Below are 20,790 nucleotides of genomic sequence, written 5' to 3'. Positions count from 1 at the left end.
GAAGCTACATGACCCTATCTTTTTTATCCTCTGAAAATGCTGCTTAGCGATAATCTATTTTATTGAAGCATAGTCTGAACGTAGGAAAGGAGCGAATCAGAAACTACTCCTTTGCCGCCGAAGGCAACGACTTTTTGACCATTCCAACTTTGTATAGCCGTCTTCTCTTTCCCCTGAAGACCTGTAGGCGATACTAAAACAAGATCCGTACTATTTAATGCAGCGAGTACGCCTCCGGTTAAAGCATCCGGAAAATTTTCACCGGTCGCGAGGAAGGTTATTCCCCCTTGCGGCGGAAAAGCACTGAGTACTTGAGCTGCCGTTTCATAGCGATCTTGCCCTGATAGCCGAAGCGGAGTAGGTAGAGATGCAAAAGTATTTGCAGAAATAACACCTTCCCCTCCTACTGCGACAGTTCCAGTTACTGAAAACTTTCTTAACGGTTGATTCGTTTCCGAAGGTACGTTATTCGATTGTGTTAGAAGGATGGGAACTCCATTTTGAGCAGCGATGGAAGAAATCGAGATTGCATCCGGAAAGTTATCCCCGTTTACAATAATGGCTTCACCGGTCATACCCAAAGCCTCCGCAATTTGCTGGGCAGTTGCATAACGATTGGCTCCGCCGAGACGCGTTATATTGTACATATTCTTCAGTTCCTGCTCTATCCCTCTCGAAATCGCACCGGTTCCTCCGAGAAGGATAATCTGTTGAGGGTTGAGACGTTTTATTTCATTAAGGACACTGTCTGATAAACTCGTCGAATTCGTCAAAAGGATCGGAGCATGGTATTTATACGCTAAGGGCACACCTGCTAAAGCATCTGGAAAATCTTCCGCACGGGCGAGTATAACTGTATCCGCTCCATCAGGGAATCCCGCCTGGGAAATCTGAATTGCGGTTTCCAGCCGATCTGCACCGGCTAGACGATTCCCTTGAGGAATGGATGCAGATCCGATCTGATAGATTCCCGGCTCTGTTATTCCAACCGTCACCGTATTCGAGCTTACCCCTCCGCCTACTTTAAGCCAGCGCGAACCGGACCACCGGTAGATATAAAAAAGATGTGAAGAATCGGGTGCAAAGGTTTTATAGTCTGGAGTCATGGAGAGTTGGAGCTGTTTCCTGACTGAAGTGCTGATTCCCAAGGCTACAGAAACAGGCTGTCCAATGGGATTAACCCCACTCGGCAGGCCGGCGATGCCCGTCGGTGTGGTAATCTCAACTTTCGGACTTAGAGTTGGATCCGAACCAAACGCCCGTGAAGGGACCGTTAAGGTGGCAGGAGTCGTTGTTGTTCCGCCCTGGAGTATTCCTCCCGCCCAGGAAACATTTGCTGAGGCAGGCAAGGATTCTGGCTGATCCGCAAACTTCACTGCCCAGTAGGCATCTACCCTTCCATACCCAAAGGAAGAATCCCGTCCTGGAGAACCTAAGTCTATTGCTGAATCCTCCAATACCTGGCGGACACGATCTGCAGAAAAGTCGGGTTGTGTGCTCCAAACTAGTGCTGCTACTCCGGCAACAAAGGGCGCTGCCATCGAAGTCCCATCCGAAGTCGCATATCCAGACTCGTTCTTCCAATAATCACTCAGAATGTGCGTTCCCGGTGCAGCTAATCCTGCATTGGGTCCATTAAGTGAAAAAGAAGCTAAGTGATCGTTCTCATCTGTTGCAGTCACTGCCAAGACCTGAGGATCAGCCGCTGGGTAGGTGATTGTTGTAAGGTTCGTCGAGTCCTCTTTGTTCCCCCCTGCCGCAACAACTAAGCATCCCTGATCGATCGCATACTGGACTGCTTCCTTTAATATGTCTTCTTGAGTATCCGATCCTAAACTTAAGTTAATAATCTTCGCCCCATGATCTGCTGCCCATACAATCCCATCGGCAATCACATCATCGGTGCCTTCGCCGGAACGATCCATCGTTTTAATCGGCATAATCTTTGCTTGATACGCAACACCAACTACGCCAGCTCCGTTGAGTTCAGCTGCGATGATCCCTGAAACATGGGTACCATGTCCATTATTATCCTGAGCCGCTGAAACTCCAGTCTCTCCAGTGATCGCATTATAGCCGGAAACCAAGTTATCTTGAAGATCCGGGTGATTAGCGTCGACTCCGGTATCTACCACCGCAACTGTGATTCCTTTCCCTGTCGCTCCGAGATTCCAGGCTTTAGGAACCTCAGCTTTCGATAATCCCCATTGTTCCGAATAATGCGGATCTGCGACCGGAAAAGCCGTCCCACCTGCACTCAGTTTTACCTTTTGGGTCGGGCTTACACTTAAAACACCTGGTATAGTTTTTAATTCCTCCGTAACTTCATTTATACGACTGGAATCAAGAGCCAAAGTCATAAACTGTAATGGACCTTTCCGAGCAATCTGACCTTTTACTTGTTCCGCAATTGCCTCGGGAGAAGTACCGGGACTTAGTTTGACAACAAGGCGGCCTGTAAGGTCTTGAGCTTGTCCTTCGAGAGCATTTAAATTTGGATTAACCTGTGTACCCGCCGAAGCACTCTTTGGCATTTTTTGCACATTTTGCGAGGCAACTCCTGTATTAACGTTGGGTAATGTTGAAGTATCTGTTTTTAGCATAGGGACAGGGGTTAACGTCAAAAAAAACGCAAGCGCAATTCCTAAACAAAGAAACCTTTTATTTTTTAATCTAATTCTTTGATCTTTAATCAATAACTTTAACAATTTAAGCATTTACTCCCACCCTTATTTATCTCTTGCGACTATTCCTTAGCCTTACAATTCGCCTTAAAGTCGTTTTTTTCCTTTTCGACACAGGAGAATCGATCACTTTAAGCGAATTTATATGTTAGAAAAATTTATTTAAGGAGCTGACTATGCTAACGTGTTTAATTTAAAATCCAAGGTTCATAAAAAAATTGCTTTTACTTTACTTACTTCAATGGCAACGTTAACCCTTTTTTTCTCAAATCCTTCTATCTCCCCTTCCGCTTTAGCAGACTCTGCTTCCTCTCAGATTACTCGTCTCGCCGGAAGCACACGCTATGATACGGCACTCGAAATTTCTAAAGCCGGTTGGTCGCAAGCACCTGCGGTAGTCTTAGCTCGGGGTGATGATTTTCCGGATGCCTTGGCCGGAGCCGTTCTTGCAAACAGCTCTAATATAAAAGGTCCTCTGCTTTTAACGGATTCCGCCTCTCTTTCCGCAGGCGTGCTTGATGAAATTAAACGTCTCGGAGCTCAAAAGGTCTATATTCTTGGCGGAACCGGCGCTGTTTCTGCAGCAGTCGAAGCAACGCTTCAAAGTCAAAATCTTACGGTGGAACGTTTAAACGGTATCGATCGTTACCAAACTGCAGCAGAAATTGCCAAAAAAGCAGTGCCTCAAGCCAGTCAAGCTTACCTTGCTTCCGGAAATTCCTTTGCCGACGCCTTGAGCATTTCTTCCTATGCTGCCAGTCAAGGAATACCCTTGCTTTTAACGGAACAAAAAACGCTTCCCCAAGCTACTCTAGACACCCTGAAAACGCTGGGAGTCACTAACGTTACCCTCATTGGCGGAGAAGGAGTTATTGATCCTTCAATTCAATCTGCTTTACAAGCTCAAAATATCAGCGTCACACGGTTGTCCGGAGCTGATCGCTATGCAACAAATCTCGCAATATTGAATACCTTAAGCTATGATCGTTCTTCGATCTATGTTGCGACGGGTGAAGACTTCCCGGATGCTCTCGCCGGAGCCGTTTTAGCCGGTCAAAATAAAAACCCCATTCTCCTTGTTCCGAAGAAGGCTGAAGACCTTAGTTCGAGCGCTTCCGGCTATATTGGGGTTCGGCGTATTGAGGGAGCTTCCTTCACTCTGCTCGGAGGATTAGGAGTGATTCCTTTTAGCATGGAAAGCATTGTTCGAACCGGGTCTCTGCAATCGCGAATTTCTTTACAGTATCTGCAAGCTTATGGAAGCAATGCAACAAATTATCTAAGCGAAATTAATCTTATCCCCGGTCAAGCAACCGATTCCGTTGACTGGGTGGCTCCAAACTGGTATACCCTAAATACAATTCCCAGCGGACAAACTGCAGCTGACGGCTCTTTCACCGGACCTTGGGCTGACTCCGCTCCCGATTATGCCCTCGTTGTTAATTCAGCGCATAGCCGTGGGCTTAAGGTTTTGCCGACTCTGGCCTCCGCTTGGAACAGCGACGGCAAAGCTGCTCTGGATTCGATGCTAAGTACCCCCGCGAGCCGCCAGAACTTAATCCAAAATATTAGTCTCATGCTCAAGCGAACAGGTGCTGACGGCATCGTCATTGACTTTGAAGATATGAGTGATACCTCAGGACCTAATCTTACAGAGTTCATGAAAGAGCTCTATACTACATTCCATGCCCAAAACAAGCTTGTTGTTGAAGCCGTACCGGCTCGAACTTCTGCGAAGGATTGGAATCAGGAATACGTCTATCATGATTTGGTGCAGTATGTCGATTACCTGAACATTATGACCTATGACTACAGTATGGCGACTCCGGGACCTATCGCACCTATCGATTGGATGAAGAAGGTCTTCGACTATACCAAAGCGGACGGCGTCGAAATGAGCAAAGTTCTGCTGGGAATGCCCTACTACGGCCGAGACTGGACGCCCAGTACCTCCTCAACTCCCACCAATCCTAAGTATGATAAAACCTCACTTGGCCTTGCCGGGGCTCAAAAACTTATTGCGGATTACAAGCTCACGCCCCGTAGGGAAACTTCGGCCGCAGATTCAGTCGGAATACCAACCTTTAACTATACGGACAGCAGCCAAGTTGTCCATACCGTATATTATGATGATATCCAAAGTTTAGAGACCAAACTTAACCTGCTTGACAGCTATAACCTTGGCGGAACTGGTGCCTGGTCACTCTACTGGGTGAATGCTGATACAGCAAAAGTGCTTTTCCCGCTACTGCAGCGTCATTTGAGATAGTTTTGAAGCAGAAACGCCGCTCATAATCAAAATGTGATTATGAGCGGCGTTATTTTGTACTATTCACTTGCTCGACATTCTGCGACTAACGCTTCTTTTTCGCTTCTATCCATAAAAAAATACCTCCATATTCTGATCTCATGGAGATATTTTCTCCTACGCGGATACACGTGAACATGCACCTAAATGTTAAGCGCTTACTATTAAAGTAATACGACGGGAGCTTCTTTCGGAATCTCCCCCGAGATTGTACCCCCTCAGAATTCGAAAACTGCCAGGCGATTCGACTTGCCTTTCGCGAGAATTCGAATCGCCTTTTTTCATTTTCCAATGTTACACAAGAGATTTTATTAACGTGACGTGCTCTATTTATAATGGTATAATATGTATGCACATACACACACAGGATGTGAAACCGTCCCTGAAATTAGCCTGTTTTGTTGAATTATTGTAGCATGATAAAAAAGTAAAATAACTTTAAGTGAAAAGGAGTGTAACTCCGATGCCTTTGATATCTTCATTTTATGGAATTTTGATATACCTATATCTTGAAAAAGGAACACAGCACAGTGTGCCTCATGTTCATGCAATGTACAACGAGTATGAAAATGTCCATTGACTTTGACGGCAATATTTTGGCGGGCGAGCTGCCCCGAAAACAAACTAAGCTTGTTGAAGCATGGGTGCTTCTGCATACTGATGAACTGAAAGCTTCATGGAGAGCTTATAGAGATGATGGAGAGTTGATTAAAATTAGAGGACTGGAGTGAACAATAGTGCGTCCAAGAGCAATTGCTGTAAAACCTCTTGATGATTTTAAGCTGTTGGTCACTTTCAGCAATAATGAAAACAGAGTGTTTGACGTAAAGCCTTACTTTGATTTTATTCCATTTAAAGAGTTGCAAAAACCCGCTCTTTTTAAAACCGTGTACATTGCGGGTCTTTCGGTCGAATGGCAAAACGGTGTTGATATCTGTCCCGATGAGCTTTACTATGACAGTGTACCATACCAATAAGGAATCTCCCCCGGTTCCCAGGGGTCTGACCCCCTCATAATTCGACAATAGTTGCAGATAGAGAGCTGATTTGCCTTCGGGCTTGTCAACTCTTTTTTCTGTTTCTCTTGTTTCATAAGATTGTTTTTGGCAAATAATAATTGTAGATTTATTGCGAAATAATGTCCATAGAACGAGGGATAACCGTTAATGTAGCACTTGTGGAAACTCCACTCGTCAAATCACTGCCTTCTATGGTCACTTCAGTAAGCGTTGCGGGATCAATATCGGAATTAAGGGTCATTTTAAGCAAACCGATCGCATGGATGATAATTGTACCGCTTTTACTCTTAAACGTTAAATTCCGAGCCAGATCAGAGTACAAAATATTTTCCCCATATTGATCGTATACATCGTATGTTGCATATCCGACCTTACTCGTTCCGTCAGGATTGGTAAGATCAAAGGCTATTTTAGTTGAATCTATTGTAATTTTGCTTACCTTTAAGTCCGTATGTTCGTTCGGACTTGAAACTCCGGGAGTCGGAGCTGGTGTTTGAGGAAGAGTATACGTGTAAGTCGAAGTTCCCGACGGGGAAGTGGAATTTAAACTTACAAGTGTACCGTTTGTTAAGTCCAGAAGAGTAAGTATAATCGGTTGATCAAGATCTGAAGGAGAATTAAATATTATTGTACCTGTACCGTCTGAGGGACTTAATACGACTGAGCTTTTTATTGAAGAAGCCACTGCGGATAACTGAGAAACTGGAATCGTTGAAGTAATGTTTGTACCTGAGCTATTCAGTATTTGGTATTTAAAAGTTGCTGTGATTGATCCACTCTTCGCCAGATGACTTAAGGTTATCGTCCTATGGGGTTTATCCGTAGATGAATCTGGATTCTCAGGATTCTTATTATTATTGGGGTCAGTACTCGTATTATTCGACGTGCTTAAGTTTTGCAGCACACTATCCGAAATTCTCCCTGTACCTCCAAATACATATACATGTCCTGCATTCACTAATCTTTGTTGGTAATAGTCCTTCGTATTTGCAGGCGAATCATTATTCACAAGTATAATAGGGCCCGCTAAACTAGCGCTGTATGCGGTCCCCGTCAAGGCATCGACAAAGCCCTCACCCGTGGCTACACATATAGTGTCTGCTTTGTAATCACTATTGAATGCTTGACTTACAGCAATATTTCTGGCATATTTATCCGATCCTAAAATTCGTTCAGTATTCGGAAATTGATTGATGACTTTATCACTAATAATATCTGAATATCCCATTACATAGGTTTTACTCACAGCATTGATCGAGGCAATATAATTTTTAACTGAATCCGGTATTGAATCATTGGGCACTAAAATAATTGGAATTTGTTTTAGTGCAGCAATGGAGGCTACAGATAATGCATCGGAATAGTCCTCACCCGTAACGACAAATAATGCCGATGGAGTAGTCGTGATTTGTTGTGCTACTCTTATTGCCGTCTCATATCTATCATTTCCAAAAATACGTGTTGAACCAATGCCCATTGATTGTAATTCAGACTCTGCAGACGTAGATATGACACCTGTTCCGCCTATTATTAATACATTTTTTACGTGCAGATCTGTCAAGGTTTGTCTTGTTATACTTGGCAGACTGCTGGAAGCTGTTAACAAAATCGGCGCATTATATTTTCGGGCTAACGGAGCAGCGGATAGGGCGTCAGGATAATTTTCCCCGGAAGTCAAAATAGCATAATCAGATTGTGACCATCCAGCTTTAGCAATTTGCGCCGCCGTTTCGTAACGGTCGATGCCTGCCAATCGAGTTATGGTTGGAGATGAGCTTGCAAACGTTAGCACTGGAAACAATAAAGTGAATGTGGTAATAAGTAAAAACAAACTTGTAATCTTTCTCTTTAAGGACATAACGAATTTCACTCCTTTATCTATTTTTTCCAGTACAAGTATATCACCTTAGTAGAATACTAATTTGTAAAAAATTGTCGTTTTTCTTCTTGATATTTTCATGTCCAAACAGAATACAGACCTGATTTCTCAATAATCGCTTTATCAATCAGAATATCTACAGCCCGCTTAACATCATTGGGATTACTGCTTAGTCCAGAATAAATGCGCAGTCCTTTTGCCAAACTAATCAGAACGCGACGAGTACTACCTATTCCCCCTAACTCATCCAGGAGTTCATCGAAAACAGGCGATAAACTGGATAACGCCCTTTCAGAACCCATCTGCACAAAATCAAGTCCTAAGTTATTTACCCCAGCTTCTAACAAAGGATAATAATTATGCGGTCTCCTTCCTTAACACTGTAAGTGGCATCCGTGTTTCTGCTGAGAACAGCGGTATTAGAACTCTGAGCGGCAATATAGTAACCTTGATCCAAGGGATAAAAGTTGATGGACAAGGGACTTCACGTGATTGGAATGGTTAAAGAACTTAAACAGCGTTATATTTTCGAGGGAAAATCATTCAGCTTAGGTGAGCTTTATGCGAAAGTCCCTAAGAACCCAAAAGCAGAAATCCTAGGTTCACTCCGAGTTCAAACTCCTTCAGGCTTAAATCTGAAAATTGTCTTTGTCCAAAATCGGAACAACCGTAGAGAGTGGTTGGCGATTCTAACTACAGATCTTGCATTAGATAATGCTGAAATTATAAGGATTTATGGAATGCGCTGGAGCATTGAGACGTTTTTCAAAATGGCTAAATCGCATTTGAAACTGGGTACCGAATTCCAAGGGCGGTCATTTGATATGATGATCAGCCACACCACAATAGTCTTTTCCCGTTATCTCATCCTTGAGTGGGAACGTAGAGAAAATAATGATGAGCGCTCTCTGGGAGGATTGTTTTACCTTTTTGCCGATGAAGTAATGGACTTGGACTTAAAAACGGCATTACGTCAGTTAATGGCTTTTGTTCTCGATCTACTGCCGAATAAGCCGAAGAATTACGAATCGCTTAGTCAATTACGGAATTGGATTAGTGAATTGCCCAGTTATATCAAGGTTTTATTCGCACAACCGAGGTGCGAAAGTTGAGTTACCAATTCATAGAGGCTTCTTCCTTGTCTCGCCTCAATTCGTTTAATAAGCTGGAGACCACTTACTCCTTCCTTTAACAATTCCCTCGTTTCGTTTCGATTGAAACCAATGTGTTCAAATGAATTGTAACAATCGTTTAAAATTGTATTAAAGTCGTATCTATACTTAGGTTTTTGAATTTGTATTAGATTTTCCTCTATTTTCTGCTGTTCGGATATGGCTTTGGTAACAATCGCATAAATCTTTGGTATTCCAAATCTTTTTGCAATACAGGTTCTATGCTTGCCCTCACCCGCAATATAGATACCATCATATTCCGTTACATGTATTTGTTCATAATCCGGATAATTTATGTCGTACGTATTTGTAGCCATCTTCTCGATGAGTTCCTTGCAATGTTTAAAACTTCTGCATATATCTAAAAAACGCTCATCACTTGCCGTTACTGTAAGAATTTCTTCGAGTTGAAAAAGTGAATATTTCTTTTCGTTATAGATATCAAGGAGATTAAGCTTCCAAAAAACATTTTCTAAAACACATCCACTTCCAGACCTTAAACTTCCTGGATAAAGAGGTATTTCCGTCGTTTTAATATATTTTGACTCTTTACCCGGATCATAATCCCATTTCTTACTTAGATTCAATCGACTAAACCTGTCAATATAGTAATATCCAGCGCTCCCTTTTTCGGAACCTGACTCATAAATCAATTCGTATTCATCGGTGACTGAGTTATCCCATTTTGGGTACTTGTCTATGCTTAGATTACGATATACTTGTATGAAATCTCTTTTATTCTCTATAATCAACTTGAAACTCACAATATTTTCAGGATCAATTTCCTTTTCTTTTATTATGTTTAAGAATTTTTTTAGAAATCCCTTGGGAGTAATGGGTAGTGGTGTATAATAAATTCCCGGAAAAATTTCTTTATACGTACCATTTTCTTCAATAGATTCCTTTTCATATTTATAAAAATGATAAATACTTAGAAAATCGAATTCGTTCCCATTAAAAACAACTTTTATTGGGTTCGAAATAGTTATAACATCTCTAACTTCAATTTCGTTATCCACCAAATACTAACCTCCCTTTCGCCTCTCTTTTCTTCAGTGGCTTTTACCCTTAATACCATTAATCTTTTTACTACATGATTTATAAAGTCAACTAGATTAAGCCTCCTAAAAGAAGTCGTTGTTTTAATTTCTAAAATCGACTATCATCTTTTGTATCTCTGACTTTAATCGAGGTAAATCTACTTTTACCATATTCCACACTTGTCCCATACTGACTTTTCCATATTCATGCGCAATTAGATTCCGGAACCCCTTCATATTTCTCCATTCAACATTACTGTATTTCTGTTTTAATTCATCAGATATATTATTCGAATACTCCCCAATATTTTGAAATGACAAGCATACTGCTTTTTGCTTCTCCTTATTATACATAAATCGTTCTTCATCAATTTCTTCTGTGAAATTTTCTATATCCGCAATCTCTTCAAAAATGTTCTCAATTAATTTTAAATCTCTATTAATTTTCATAGATGCTGACCATCTCCTTAGCGGCATTAATTTTGACATCTTCATCTAAATCTTGAATTTCTATTAAATCAACATCTCGATTTAATACTTCAGCTAACTCTTCTTTTAAACCCAATTTCTTAAAAAGACCAATCTCTTCGGTAAACTCTATAATTAGGTCAACATCGCTTTCCTCATTCGCCTCTCCACGAGCATACGAACCAAATAAGTTTACTCGGCTGACTGGATATTTATTTATCACTCTTTGGAGTGCTTTTTTAATATCTTCTATCTCTAAAATATCTTTAACCGGGTTGAGTTTTTTTTCATTAAGTAATATGTTTGCATACTCCAGTACTCTTAATTTACTTTCCTCGTCCATGGCATTGAGTCTATTGATGATCTTTGTTTCTATACTCATACTGATACCCCTTTCAAACGTTATCTAGCGTCAGATCGGCTTTGATCATCCATCTTTTGTCAATTCCCATTATATCATAACCACTTAAAATAATTTTGTGATTTGATAACCTCTCGACTGCTTTTACAAAATCTTTTTGAGTTGGTCGGGTATAAATTACAAACAACTTCTTTTTAGAAAACCTCGATTTTTCGGTTCAGATACTCCTTTAACATGGGTTCAACAAAATGGTACGCACCGCGACCTGATTTCTCAATAATTGCTTTATCAATTAGAACATCTACAGCCCGCTTAACCTCATTGGGATTACTGCTTAGTCCAGAATAAATGCGAAGTCCTCTTGTCAAACTAATCAGAACGCGGCGAGTACTGCCTATTCTCCCTAACTCATCCAGGAGTTCATCGAAAACAGGCGATAAACTGGATAACGCCCTTTCATAACCCAGCCGCACAAAATCAAGTCCTAAGTTATTTACCCCAGCTTCTAACAAAGAATAATAAATTTCTGAACACAACAGCATCGTATCCTGAGGATGACCTCCGCTCAAAGAAAGAACCTCCAAAATTACTCGGTCACTAATTGTTATTTTCTGAGCTTGGAATTTACGAGAGATATACTCTACCCAAGATTCCGACGGAATCGAAGGAATCGGCAAAATTGTGGCAAACCGATAAAAAGCCTGTTTCTTATCGCCGAAGATGGTATTCATCATCCCCTCTTTCGACCCAAGGAACAGGTACGCTACATGTTGCTGCACTTGAAAATAGGATCGCATAACCTTGAGTGCATCTTCACCGGCAATTCGAATAACTTCTTGAAATTCGTCAAAAACTAACACCATATGTTTCTTATCTTTTTGAGCAAGAATTTCAGGTAATTCAAGTGCATAATTAAAGAGGTCATCATCACTCTTACTTTCTCCCGGTAAACCAAAGGCAACTTCAAGGTCTTGTAATTTTGCCGTGAGTTTAGCCGCTCCCGTTATCTTTTTAAGGCCATCTTTTAATGCAGTTGTTGTTTTACTAATACCACTCCGGTTTTCCAAACAAGCGTTGATTAATGCAAGAGCTAATTCTCTTTTCGTGTTATAACGAAACAAGTCGACAAAAGCGACATAGTTTTCTTTACCCTTGATACGCCTTATGACTTCTAAAGCTAAAGATGTTTTGCCAATCCGCCGAGGGCCAGCCAACATGATACTTTGACATTCCAATAAACGCGTTTCGAGTGAAATTAGGAAATCTTCACGATCTACAATATCTTCTTCTGATACGGGACCACCTAAAGGAAACAATCTTCCCGGCATGTTCTTCAACTCCTAATATTACATTCTTTGTAATATTATATTACAGAGAATGTAATATTACAATGCCTTATATATTTATATATCCCTGCAAAATATGAACAACTCTACTCTGACCGCTCAACAGGCCAAAGCCCGTAATAGCAAGAGCCCCTCCGCATCACGAGGGGCTCTTGCTAAAAGTAAAATTGCATTCACCCGATCAACCAGGTAATCTGGAACAGCCCCAGCTCCGCCTAAAACATTGACTTGCGGATTTACACCCGTATTGCGAAGAGTGATTAAATAAACTCTAAATTAGAAATTTTGCATTTTGGTCAGTTTCTGTTCTTTCTATAGAGATATTTTCTATAAATCATTATGTCTAAAGGAATAATCGTAATTAAAGGCGCCAGGGCAATCCATAAGAGCATATCTCCAATACTGTAGAAGGCGCCGTTAAACACCAGTAAATTAGGAGCATAAAACCTGTCACACAAAGGATACAGTCTAATCTGATCTTTATCGTAAAAATTGTACCAAGAATCTCCTACAACTTCACTTTCCAGAACTTGCTCGACAACAGCGATATCCGCCTTCATCATGCCCCCGTTTGCCTTTATGGAGACAATATTCAGGCATAAACCGGTCAGTACAAGACATAGTCCTAGACAAAGAGAAATCACTAATACATTAACGTAAGCCTTAAGAGAATTCATCTTTCTCAAGGCATAACTCTCAATAAAAATAAGGATAATCCCCGCTAACAGCGCAATGGGAATATATACAGGAATATTAAACATAATTGTCCGCCGGATTCCTATATTGCTCCATCAGATTATCCACTCCAGCACGCCCCTTTTCATCGGACTGCTCCTTCATTTTTATGATTTTACATATTGTTCAATAGCCTTATCTACTTCAGCCCAACCTTTTAAACCCAAATGCCAAGTATCCTGCATGAAGTAAGGTTCGTATTCCCTGAAGGAGAAATCGGCTACCGAAAATCCTTTCTCCTGGATTATTGCCCGAATCCGCCGATAATAATCTTTCCGTTCTTGCGGATTAAAACCGGCATAATCGGCCCATCGGCCATTAGCTGGAATAAGCACAAAGAGAGGCTTAGCCCCTTTTTGTTGAAGCACTCTAAGCATCAAATCAAAATCCTGATATTCTTTTGAAGGATATAATTTAAGTTTAGACCAAGACCCTTTTGTCCCAAGTTCAGTATGCTTTGCATAAAGTGAATCCAGTATATTTAAATTATTGGTAATCAAGCCTTTTCCTCTTTGCTCCGATTGCGTAAGGAGCTTATCCCACGTATCATCGTACGGCTCGGCTTGTTTTGATTTTTGAAAGACGGGCACAGCCTCCTGCGATTTAACCTCATTCACTACGTACCGGACATTGATCGCATCTTGAAGCTCCAATGCCGCACATTCAGTTTCAGCTTGAGGCCAATCGGCAAGAACTTTCATTTTAGACCATAGGCCTGGCGTTATGTATGTTTGAAGGTAATTCTGCAAAAAGGGATCGTCTTTTAGAACCTCGGGGATTTCAAGAATCCTCTGCGCAATTTCCCGTTTTAATTCTGCCGAAAGATCCGGAGTTAGCATCACTTGATAGATATGGAGAGGAGAAGAATTCATCGCTAAATGTTCATTGTCCAATCCCTTGCGTTCGGCAAACCAATCCGGCGAAAAGGTAAAAATCATTTTACGCCCCCGTAAATTCTCCTGACCGGCAAGATTAAGGAGATTAACAAAAGATTGTACCGAGCCGCGGCCAATGATGAAAGGCGTAAACCCTGCATGTCGATGACTAAAAACGTTTGTAGGATTAAACTCAAAGCCTGTCCCCAGCTCAGAAGAACCGTAGAAAGGCAAAACATCCGGTGTTACCAATGCCTTAGTCTGAAGAAGGCTGCCAAGCATAACTTCCGAACGGGCTTTCATCCCGATTGCCTCAATCATGCCTGGCTGCTTTAACCAAAGAAAATTACTGGTATACTCTATTAGCGGTTTCATTCCAAGAATTGTTCCATAAAAAAATAATAATCCGATAAGCATCGGCCCAAAACGCCGAACAAACATCATGACCCTCCTCAAAACACAAACGAGAACTTCAATTTCCGCACTTAATTTGTAAGATAAAATTGATAAAGTACTTCATCTACATCCAACCAGCCCTTCCAGGCAAGATGCCAGGGATCCCGCAGGTAATAGTTTTCATTTTCATGAGATGAAAAGTCCGCTAAAACAAACCCTTCTCTCTGAACCATCTGAGCAAGCTGTATATAGCAAGTTTTACGTTCAGTGCGTGAAATTCCTGTGTAATCAGCCCAACGACCGTTCATAGGAAGAATGACAAATAAGGGTTTGGCTCCTTCTTCCTTTAAAACATTCATCAAGAGTTTTAGATCCTCGTACTCCGGAGATGAGGAGTATTTCGCCGTCTTATCTGAATCCTTTCGTTCCTGAAGTTTAGGAAGAATATTTGTCGTATAAAAAGTATTATCCATCCCAAACGGATTGTTTCCCGTTGCCTCTTTTCCTTGAGCGATGGCCTCCGCCTGCAATTTATCCCACTTGGGCCGTACTGTTGAAAGGACCGATGATCCGCGGGCTCCCTTTACTTGGCTGGATGCAATTTGCAAATTCGAAGAATATTGAGAGTATTTAGCTACTGCTTGATTTGGCAATTTCTTAACATTCCATTCTGTTTTTACCGCATCTTGAACAGCAAGCGAAGCGTATTCTACCTGCGCAGGGAGAGCATAAAATATCCGCATAATCTGTTTGTTCAACCCCGATTTTTCCTGATAGGCTAACACTTTCTGCAAATAGGGAAAATCCTGATAGGCCTTAGGAAATTGGAGAAGACGCTGAGCCAATTTTTGTTTCAGTTTAGATGAAAGTTGAGGGTTTTCTAAAGCTTTATAAGCATGTAATGCGGAAAAATTCCCTTCAAATGTTGCTTGTGAAATTCCTCCTGTTCCATACCATTGAGGTGTTAAGAAGATCGCTAATTTTTTCCCTTTTATATTTTCACCAAGCGCTGCTAAGTCTAAAACATGAATTAACGTCTGGGTTCCTCCTTTACCAATCAGAAATGGAGTAACTCCAGTCTCCGGGGTAAAGACTTTTGCCGGATGATAATCATAAATCATAGACATCTCAGAGGAGCCATAGAGGGGTAAAATTCGTGGGTTCTCAAAGGCCTTTTTTTGCAGAATTGTTCCTTGAAAGGTATCAAAATTGGGGTTAACTCCCATTGCTGCTACAGTTCCGGAATTTAAATCCATGTTTTCCACCCAAAATTGGCAAAGAGAAGGAAGCGTATAGATTGTGATGACAAACAGACCCATAGCAAGCAGCAAAGCGGAAAATGGATTTCTCCACTGCCTTAAGGTTGTGGGTTCATTTATGGTCATACGCCTTAAAGCCATTCCGACTGTCCTCCTCAACACAATCCTAACATATTTTTGACATCTCTTAATTCGACAAAAATACCTTTTATCCTTTTGTTATATCGAATAATCACGATTTTCCTAATATTTAATAAAAACAGGCTGATAGATACTCTAAATCATGTCATGGTAACTGGATATTTCAGCCTTCTATTAAACAAGCTAACATTTTTTTACATTCATATAAAAATGGCATACCTATGTTTTTCATAGGTATACCATTTCACTCAAACTAAATAGATAAAACGAATTCCTTTTAAAATAACCTTCCTGAAAAAATCAGGAATCCGAAGAACACAAAGTGAGCCGTTACCACTATGGCCAACCCATCCCAGAACTTGCCTGTTCCCCAGAACTTATGGATTTTGTTTTTCCTTTCAAGCCAATCATAACTGACCATCAAGGCTGCATGATAAAGACCGTAAACGATATATTGAAGTGCCGTTCCGTGCCAAATTCCCATGATTCCGAAAAGCAGAAGATAGCCAAGATACGCCGATGTATATTTGTTCTTAAAACGTTTTTTCTTGGCCGAATCAAGAACAAAGCGCATGTAAATATAATCCCGAAACCAGAAGGACAAAGACATATGCCAACGATTCCAGAAATCTTTAATGTTTTTGGAAATAAACGGCTTGTTGAAGTTTTCCGGAGTTTTTATACCCAGAATATAACTAACCCCAACGGCAAAGGCGCTATAACCTGCAAAGTCAAAGAAAAGGTAAAAGCTATAGGTATACATATATTGAAACGTTGCCGCCCCGGTGTGAACGGTATTTAGCCAAGCCAAACTATGCTTATTAATTAAATAGGCAATTACAAATTTATAGAGAAAACCGCGGAAAACATAATCTATGCCATCTGCTAAATAATCACCATACTCTTTCCGGGTTAGCTTTTTTTCTATATCTCCAAGGAAACGCCGATAACGATCAATCGGTCCGGAGGATAACGTTGGAAAAAATAGAACAAAGGCCAGAAAATCTAAAAATTTAACCTCCTTGATCAGACCATCGCGAATTTCAATGACTGTTCCGACTGTGCGGAAGGTCACATAGGAAATGCCCAAAAAGCCGATCGGGGATTTCCAGATTCCCCAAGAAACAGCGAGAGGATTAAGTTTTACAAGGACTAACGGCAAAATCGCAGCCACAAGAGCGAGATAATAAACACGTTTCAGATTTTGAACTTGCTTGCCTTTTTCACTTTGTCTAAAACGCAAGAAGAAATGGACGATTAGATAAGCCCAAAGAAAGAATCCTGTTGCCTGGAGCAAACTCGTCGCCGGCCGATAAATCAATCCAAGCATAAATATGGTGGAAAAAATCAGCCAAAGCGTTCGAACTCGGCCGGATACCCCCAACAGACCGAGAAAAATCGCAGGAACAAGGGGAATAAGCATCCAGGAGAAAAATGCGAAATTCTCATAGGGTGTCATCGAGCTACTCCTTTCAGGGCCCGGCGGTCCACTTTGCCATTCGGTGTCATCGGCATTTTATCCAAAAAGGTAAAACGGCGGGGAAGCATATACTCGGGTAAGTTTTTGTGCAAGCCTTCCCTTAGCTTCTGCGAAGTTTGAAATGCATCCTCAACCGCCTCTGAGGTGGTTAAAAAAGCGTGGAGGTAATCTATTTTGCCGCGCCGCTCCATCGGCAAAACAACCGCATTCTCAACTCCCGGAAGTTTGCGGAGATTCTCTTCGATATCCCCCAGTTCGATCCGGTAGCCATGCAGCTTAACTTGAAAATCAAGACGCCCGAAGAAGAAAAGCATTCCTCCCTCGAGCAGGCCCGCATCTCCCGTGCGGTAAGCCTGCCATATTTGTCCTGATGCATCTTGATAGGTAAAAAACGCCTTCCGCGTTTGTTCCGGACGGTTCAAATAACCCACACTGACATTTGGGCCTGCAATCACGATTTCTCCCCGCTCACCTTCAGAAAGAGTCTGGGGAGGACATGAAAGGTGAATTAAGGTATCCTTCTGCTCGCCCTTTGCAAGCCCGTCATTTAGCACTTCAGAATTGCAAATTAATATCTGACCCTCTGCTTTAATTCTGCCTACCGGAAGCGGATTGAAACATTCCAATATTTCAGGGGTAACCGTAACCGTAGTTACCGCTACTGTTGCTTCAGTCGGCCCATAGAGATTCTCGACAAGCGCATTAGGGAAGCATTCCAGAAGCTTGGCGGCAGTATCATTGGATAAAACTTCACCGCAGAATAAAAAGCGTTTTAACTTCGGCAGCAGATTTTGATTAAAACTTTTATCCATCAAACAAATATCCGCAAAAGATGGGGTCGAAACCCAAAAGGTAACGTCCGAACGGGCAAAGGACTGAAAAAGTTCCCGAGCATTTGCGATCTGCTCCTTATCAATGCTCCAAAGCGTTCCCCCATTATTTAAAGACATGTATAGATCCATCACGGACAGATCGAAGGAAAACGGAGCTTGATTCAAGAAAGTTTCCTTCATCCTTTCAGGAGCATAAACGGAGTTTACCCAGCTGAGATAGCTTTCTAAGGCTTTAAGGGTAATTTGTACCCCCTTGGGCGTTCCGGTACTTCCCGAAGTAAAAATGATGTAGTAGACATCCTCTTTTCCAACCCGCCATTCCGACTCCGGGGTTTGCCCAAGATAGAGCGAGAAGATATCTTTTGATTGAGCAGCAGAGTCTTGATTCTTCACCTGCATATTTTCCCAGATCGTTAGCCCTGGGTATTTTAACTCCTCCGGCACCGTCTGTGGTGACAAAAGCAAAGGTGCCCCGGAAGCTTCAATAATTTGCCGAACTCTTTCTAAGGGCACTGAGGTATCCACAGGTACATAGGCATGTCCCGCCTTCACACAGGCCAAAAAGGCGACCATCATTTCATTCTCTTTATGCCCATAAACGATGATGGGGGCTTTTTGTTCCGTATCGGACTCTAGCGTGGTATGAATCCTCAAAGCCAGCGCGTCTGAATACGTTTTTAGCTCCGAATAAGTCAGCGCATGTTCCCGGTATTGGTGAGCTATTCGCTCGGGACATACCTCTGCCCATTGTTCGATAATTTCAATAAGCATATCTTAACCTCTTTAATTAGAGTATTCTTTCTGTCACAGTATCATATGGTATGAACAAAAACCAGATCATGTAGCTTCTCGCACATCCATACCTTCGGGCGTGAATCTCCACCGGAGACTCACGTATTCAGCACTCCAGGGCTGGCGTACTTGCTTCCGAAGCAGCTCTGCCAAACCTTTGGGTAATACCTGAAGTAAACCACTGGCGCCGCTAAGCTTCAGAAGCTTCGTTCGCCTTGGCGCCCTTCCGCGCAAATCATTCATTACTGTACGAAAAGCTACGCTTACGGGTATTTATAGCTTTACAATTTAAAAATTATTATAGATATACGGTGCGGGTGTATGTTGTTTTTGCACAAAATACAGATAAAACAGAGCCATAAAAATAAAATAGTAGTAAAAAACTCGTCCCAGCCAAAGGAGGGTAGGATTCCATCCTTTAGGTCCTTTGATGATAGAACTGATCCATTGCTTGATCAACCTCGAGCCATCCTTTCCATCCCAGGTGCATGATGTCCTGCAGAAAATAGCGGTCATATTCGTGCTGAGAGAAATCCGCACTTTCGAAACCGTTCTGTTCGATCATTTTCTTTATTCTTGTGTAATAAGCTTCTCTTTCTTGACGAGAAAAACCGGTATAGTCATACCAAAATCCATTAACGGGAACAATGACAAACATGGCTTCAGCCTTTTGCTCCTGTAAAACTTGCATGAGAAGCTGAAGATCCTGATACTCCTGGGAAGGATAAAGTCTCTCTTGCCTCTGTGAACCCGCCTTTTGATTAAGCGATGGTTCAATGTATTGAGAGTAATACGAATCGAGTATCCCCCAGGAATTATTGTCTGTTGATTGACGCCCCTGCTTTTCAGCCTTTTCCCTGAGGTTCGTCCAATCCGGAGCCTTAGGAACAGGGTTAACCGCGTTTTGAGCAATCGCGTTTTTACTTACTAACGGGATAAACGTCGCTGTATTATAAAGATCCCGAACTTGCAACCCCCACCATTCGACTCTTCCTGCTGCGTTCACCAGAATCTGTATCGGCTGTTTTGAAGATTCTTTGCGGGCATGATAAGCCAGATTTTGGGCGAGGATTGGATATTTTTTGACAACCTCGGGAAATTCCAGCAGCCGTTTGCTCAGCTGCTGTTTAATTCCCGCCGAAAGATTCGGATCAAAAAGGATCTGATACGTTTGGAGAGGAGAAATGTTTTGCATTAAATATTGAGACGAAATTCCACCTGTTTCAAACCACTGAAGCGAAAGAATGACCACAACCTTTTTATTGTGTAAGGCATCTCCTTGAGCCGCCAAGCTTAGAACATGAATAAGGCTCTGACTCCCGCCTCTTCCAATGAGAAAAGGAACAAAGCCATCCGGTTTCCCATAAAAAAGCTTGGTTGGATGAAACTCGGATTCCGCCGAAAATTCCGATGAACCATACACCGGAAGGATATCTGAGCTTGTAAGTGCCTTCTCTTGAAAAATAAGGCCTTGAAAAGCGACCGGTGTCTGTGAACCGGCAATGGCTTGAATAACACCCGGTTTAAAAGCATAGTGCTCTAAAAGCATTCGCCCAACGGGAGGGATCAACCCAAGCGTCAGTATAAAGAGAATAAAAGCGAACAGAATCGCGCCGGAACGCCTGAAGATCATTCGCCAGCCCGCTCCTCAAGGTATGCGATTATTTTATTCGGAGTAGCCCACTCTTCCCGCGTAACTTCTGTCGGAGCCACTTCGATATTTAATTCTTCCTGAATTGCAACAAAAAGCTGAATGATTCCAAAAGAATCCAGAAGACCTGTGCTAAAAAGCTCAACATCCGGATTCTTCATAATCTCATCTGTTCCACAGATCTCGGTCAATGTATCCAAGATTTTTTCCCGAATCATGATTAATTCCCCCAAAATCAGTCAATATATTTTTAATTAAAAACACTATGTTAAGTTCTCTCTTTTGAACATAATTCCTCTTTTTTATCTTCCTTTTAGTGATATTGTGCCACTTATCAAAATTTAGCAGTCT

Annotated in this window: 17 protein-coding genes and 2 pseudogenes; 4 read left to right on the top strand and 15 right to left on the bottom strand. The window is 41.8% G+C overall.

Going from position 1 to position 20,790, the window contains the following annotated elements:
• Nucleotides 1–59: 59 nt before the first annotated feature.
• Nucleotides 60–2,717, bottom strand: a complete 2,658-nt coding sequence (locus tag ACHOLT_RS05630) for a S8 family serine peptidase (protein ID WP_425806360.1) — start codon at nt 2,715–2,717, stop codon at nt 60–62.
• Between the two features lie 151 nt (nt 2,718–2,868).
• On the opposite strand from ACHOLT_RS05630, the gene ACHOLT_RS05625 reads away from it, so the two are divergent.
• The 3 genes and pseudogenes from ACHOLT_RS05625 to ACHOLT_RS05615 all read left to right on the top strand — a co-directional run bounded on the left by ACHOLT_RS05625 (nt 2,869) and on the right by ACHOLT_RS05615 (nt 5,969).
• Nucleotides 2,869–4,953: a cell wall-binding repeat-containing protein gene (locus ACHOLT_RS05625; RefSeq protein WP_425806359.1), complete on the top strand. Its 2,085-nt coding sequence runs from the start codon at nt 2,869–2,871 to the stop codon at nt 4,951–4,953.
• A 502-nt stretch (nt 4,954–5,455) separates the two neighbouring features.
• Nucleotides 5,456–5,723: pseudogene (locus ACHOLT_RS05620) on the top strand (DUF4160 domain-containing protein).
• A gap of 6 nt (nt 5,724–5,729) precedes the next feature.
• On the top strand, nt 5,730–5,969 hold the full coding sequence (locus ACHOLT_RS05615; protein WP_425806358.1) for a DUF2442 domain-containing protein: 240 nt from the start codon (nt 5,730–5,732) through the stop codon (nt 5,967–5,969).
• A 148-nt stretch (nt 5,970–6,117) separates the two neighbouring features.
• Here ACHOLT_RS05615 and ACHOLT_RS05610 read toward each other — a convergent pair whose 3' ends face one another.
• Both ACHOLT_RS05610 and ACHOLT_RS05605 read right to left on the bottom strand, forming a co-directional pair.
• Nucleotides 6,118–7,869 (bottom strand): cell wall-binding repeat-containing protein, encoded by a 1,752-nt coding sequence (locus tag ACHOLT_RS05610; protein WP_425806357.1) that lies wholly within the window; start codon nt 7,867–7,869, stop codon nt 6,118–6,120.
• Between the two features lie 98 nt (nt 7,870–7,967).
• Nucleotides 7,968–8,237, bottom strand: coding sequence for a hypothetical protein (locus ACHOLT_RS05605; RefSeq protein ID WP_425806356.1), 270 nt, complete (start codon nt 8,235–8,237; stop codon nt 7,968–7,970).
• Between the two features lie 117 nt (nt 8,238–8,354).
• On the opposite strand from ACHOLT_RS05605, the pseudogene ACHOLT_RS05600 reads away from it, so the two are divergent.
• Nucleotides 8,355–9,002 (top strand): annotated as a pseudogene (locus tag ACHOLT_RS05600) (IS4 family transposase); the annotation flags it as partial.
• Here ACHOLT_RS05600 and ACHOLT_RS05595 read toward each other — a convergent pair.
• From ACHOLT_RS05595 to dltC, 12 genes are all read right to left on the bottom strand, one after another.
• Nucleotides 8,960–10,081, bottom strand: a complete 1,122-nt coding sequence (locus ACHOLT_RS05595; protein ID WP_425806354.1) for a hypothetical protein — start codon at nt 10,079–10,081, stop codon at nt 8,960–8,962. The pseudogene ACHOLT_RS05600 and the gene ACHOLT_RS05595 overlap by 43 nt on opposite strands.
• A 123-nt stretch (nt 10,082–10,204) precedes the next feature.
• Nucleotides 10,205–10,552, bottom strand: a complete 348-nt coding sequence (locus ACHOLT_RS05590; RefSeq protein ID WP_425806353.1) for a DUF86 domain-containing protein — start codon at nt 10,550–10,552, stop codon at nt 10,205–10,207.
• On the bottom strand, nt 10,542–10,952 hold the full coding sequence (gene mntA, locus ACHOLT_RS05585) for a type VII toxin-antitoxin system MntA family adenylyltransferase antitoxin (RefSeq protein ID WP_425806352.1): 411 nt from the start codon (nt 10,950–10,952) through the stop codon (nt 10,542–10,544). Before mntA ends, ACHOLT_RS05590 begins: the two co-directional genes overlap by 11 nt.
• Nucleotides 10,953–11,125: 173 nt before the next feature.
• Complete coding sequence (locus tag ACHOLT_RS05580; RefSeq protein ID WP_425806349.1) at nt 11,126–12,259, bottom strand: AAA family ATPase; 1,134 nt, start codon at nt 12,257–12,259, stop codon at nt 11,126–11,128.
• Nucleotides 12,260–12,573: 314 nt separating this feature from the next.
• The gene (locus ACHOLT_RS05575; RefSeq protein ID WP_425806347.1) at nt 12,574–13,038 is read right to left on the bottom strand and encodes a DUF5317 family protein; all 465 of its coding nucleotides are present in this window, start codon (nt 13,036–13,038) and stop codon (nt 12,574–12,576) included.
• Nucleotides 13,039–13,119: 81 nt separating this feature from the next.
• Nucleotides 13,120–14,331, bottom strand: a complete 1,212-nt coding sequence (gene dltD, locus ACHOLT_RS05570) for a D-alanyl-lipoteichoic acid biosynthesis protein DltD (RefSeq protein ID WP_425806345.1) — start codon at nt 14,329–14,331, stop codon at nt 13,120–13,122.
• A 41-nt stretch (nt 14,332–14,372) separates the two neighbouring features.
• A complete protein-coding gene (gene dltD / locus ACHOLT_RS05565) occupies nt 14,373–15,683 on the bottom strand; it encodes a D-alanyl-lipoteichoic acid biosynthesis protein DltD (RefSeq protein ID WP_425806344.1) in 1,311 nt (436 codons plus the stop codon).
• Nucleotides 15,684–15,960: 277 nt separating this feature from the next.
• On the bottom strand, nt 15,961–17,142 hold the full coding sequence (dltB, locus tag ACHOLT_RS05560; protein ID WP_425806343.1) for a D-alanyl-lipoteichoic acid biosynthesis protein DltB: 1,182 nt from the start codon (nt 17,140–17,142) through the stop codon (nt 15,961–15,963).
• The gene (dltA, locus tag ACHOLT_RS05555) at nt 17,139–18,767 is read right to left on the bottom strand and encodes a D-alanine--poly(phosphoribitol) ligase subunit DltA (RefSeq protein ID WP_425806341.1); all 1,629 of its coding nucleotides are present in this window, start codon (nt 18,765–18,767) and stop codon (nt 17,139–17,141) included. Before dltA ends, dltB begins: the two co-directional genes overlap by 4 nt.
• A gap of 309 nt (nt 18,768–19,076) precedes the next feature.
• Entirely contained in the window at nt 19,077–19,304 is a 228-nt protein-coding gene (locus tag ACHOLT_RS05550; protein ID WP_425806339.1) for a teichoic acid D-Ala incorporation-associated protein DltX, read from the bottom strand.
• Complete coding sequence (dltD, locus tag ACHOLT_RS05545; protein WP_425806337.1) at nt 19,207–20,421, bottom strand: D-alanyl-lipoteichoic acid biosynthesis protein DltD; 1,215 nt, start codon at nt 20,419–20,421, stop codon at nt 19,207–19,209. Before dltD (ACHOLT_RS05545) ends, ACHOLT_RS05550 begins: the two co-directional genes overlap by 98 nt.
• Complete coding sequence (gene dltC, locus ACHOLT_RS05540; RefSeq protein ID WP_425806335.1) at nt 20,418–20,657, bottom strand: D-alanine--poly(phosphoribitol) ligase subunit 2; 240 nt, start codon at nt 20,655–20,657, stop codon at nt 20,418–20,420. Before dltC ends, dltD (ACHOLT_RS05545) begins: the two co-directional genes overlap by 4 nt.
• Nucleotides 20,658–20,790 lie beyond the last annotated feature (133 nt).

This window comes from Desulfitobacterium nosdiversum (assembly GCF_049860565.1).
In the GTDB taxonomy this organism is placed as follows: Bacteria; Bacillota; Desulfitobacteriia; order Desulfitobacteriales; family Desulfitobacteriaceae; genus Desulfitobacterium_A; species Desulfitobacterium_A nosdiversum.
The sequence above is the reverse complement of the archived record's forward strand: the minus strand, read 5'-3'. Positions and strand labels throughout refer to the sequence as shown.

What these genes read in the sequence shown, in the direction of transcription:
- ACHOLT_RS05630 (WP_425806360.1), bottom strand. Translation starts at nt 2,717, where the DNA reads ATGCTTAAATTGTTAAAGTTATTGATTAAAGATCAAAGAATTAGATTA.
- ACHOLT_RS05610 (WP_425806357.1), bottom strand. Translation starts at nt 7,869, where the DNA reads ATGTCCTTAAAGAGAAAGATTACAAGTTTGTTTTTACTTATTACCACA.
- ACHOLT_RS05590 (WP_425806353.1), bottom strand. Translation starts at nt 10,552, where the DNA reads ATGAAAATTAATAGAGATTTAAAATTAATTGAGAACATTTTTGAAGAG.
- mntA (WP_425806352.1), bottom strand. Translation starts at nt 10,952, where the DNA reads ATGAGTATAGAAACAAAGATCATCAATAGACTCAATGCCATGGACGAG.
- ACHOLT_RS05580 (WP_425806349.1), bottom strand. Translation starts at nt 12,259, where the DNA reads ATGCCGGGAAGATTGTTTCCTTTAGGTGGTCCCGTATCAGAAGAAGAT.
- ACHOLT_RS05575 (WP_425806347.1), bottom strand. Translation starts at nt 13,038, where the DNA reads ATGTTTAATATTCCTGTATATATTCCCATTGCGCTGTTAGCGGGGATT.
- dltD (WP_425806345.1), bottom strand. Translation starts at nt 14,331, where the DNA reads ATGATGTTTGTTCGGCGTTTTGGGCCGATGCTTATCGGATTATTATTT.
- dltD (WP_425806344.1), bottom strand. Translation starts at nt 15,683, where the DNA reads ATGGCTTTAAGGCGTATGACCATAAATGAACCCACAACCTTAAGGCAG.
- dltB (WP_425806343.1), bottom strand. Translation starts at nt 17,142, where the DNA reads ATGACACCCTATGAGAATTTCGCATTTTTCTCCTGGATGCTTATTCCC.
- dltA (WP_425806341.1), bottom strand. Translation starts at nt 18,767, where the DNA reads ATGCTTATTGAAATTATCGAACAATGGGCAGAGGTATGTCCCGAGCGA.
- ACHOLT_RS05550 (WP_425806339.1), bottom strand. Translation starts at nt 19,304, where the DNA reads ATGACCGCTATTTTCTGCAGGACATCATGCACCTGGGATGGAAAGGAT.
- dltD (WP_425806337.1), bottom strand. Translation starts at nt 20,421, where the DNA reads ATGATCTTCAGGCGTTCCGGCGCGATTCTGTTCGCTTTTATTCTCTTT.
- dltC (WP_425806335.1), bottom strand. Translation starts at nt 20,657, where the DNA reads ATGATTCGGGAAAAAATCTTGGATACATTGACCGAGATCTGTGGAACA.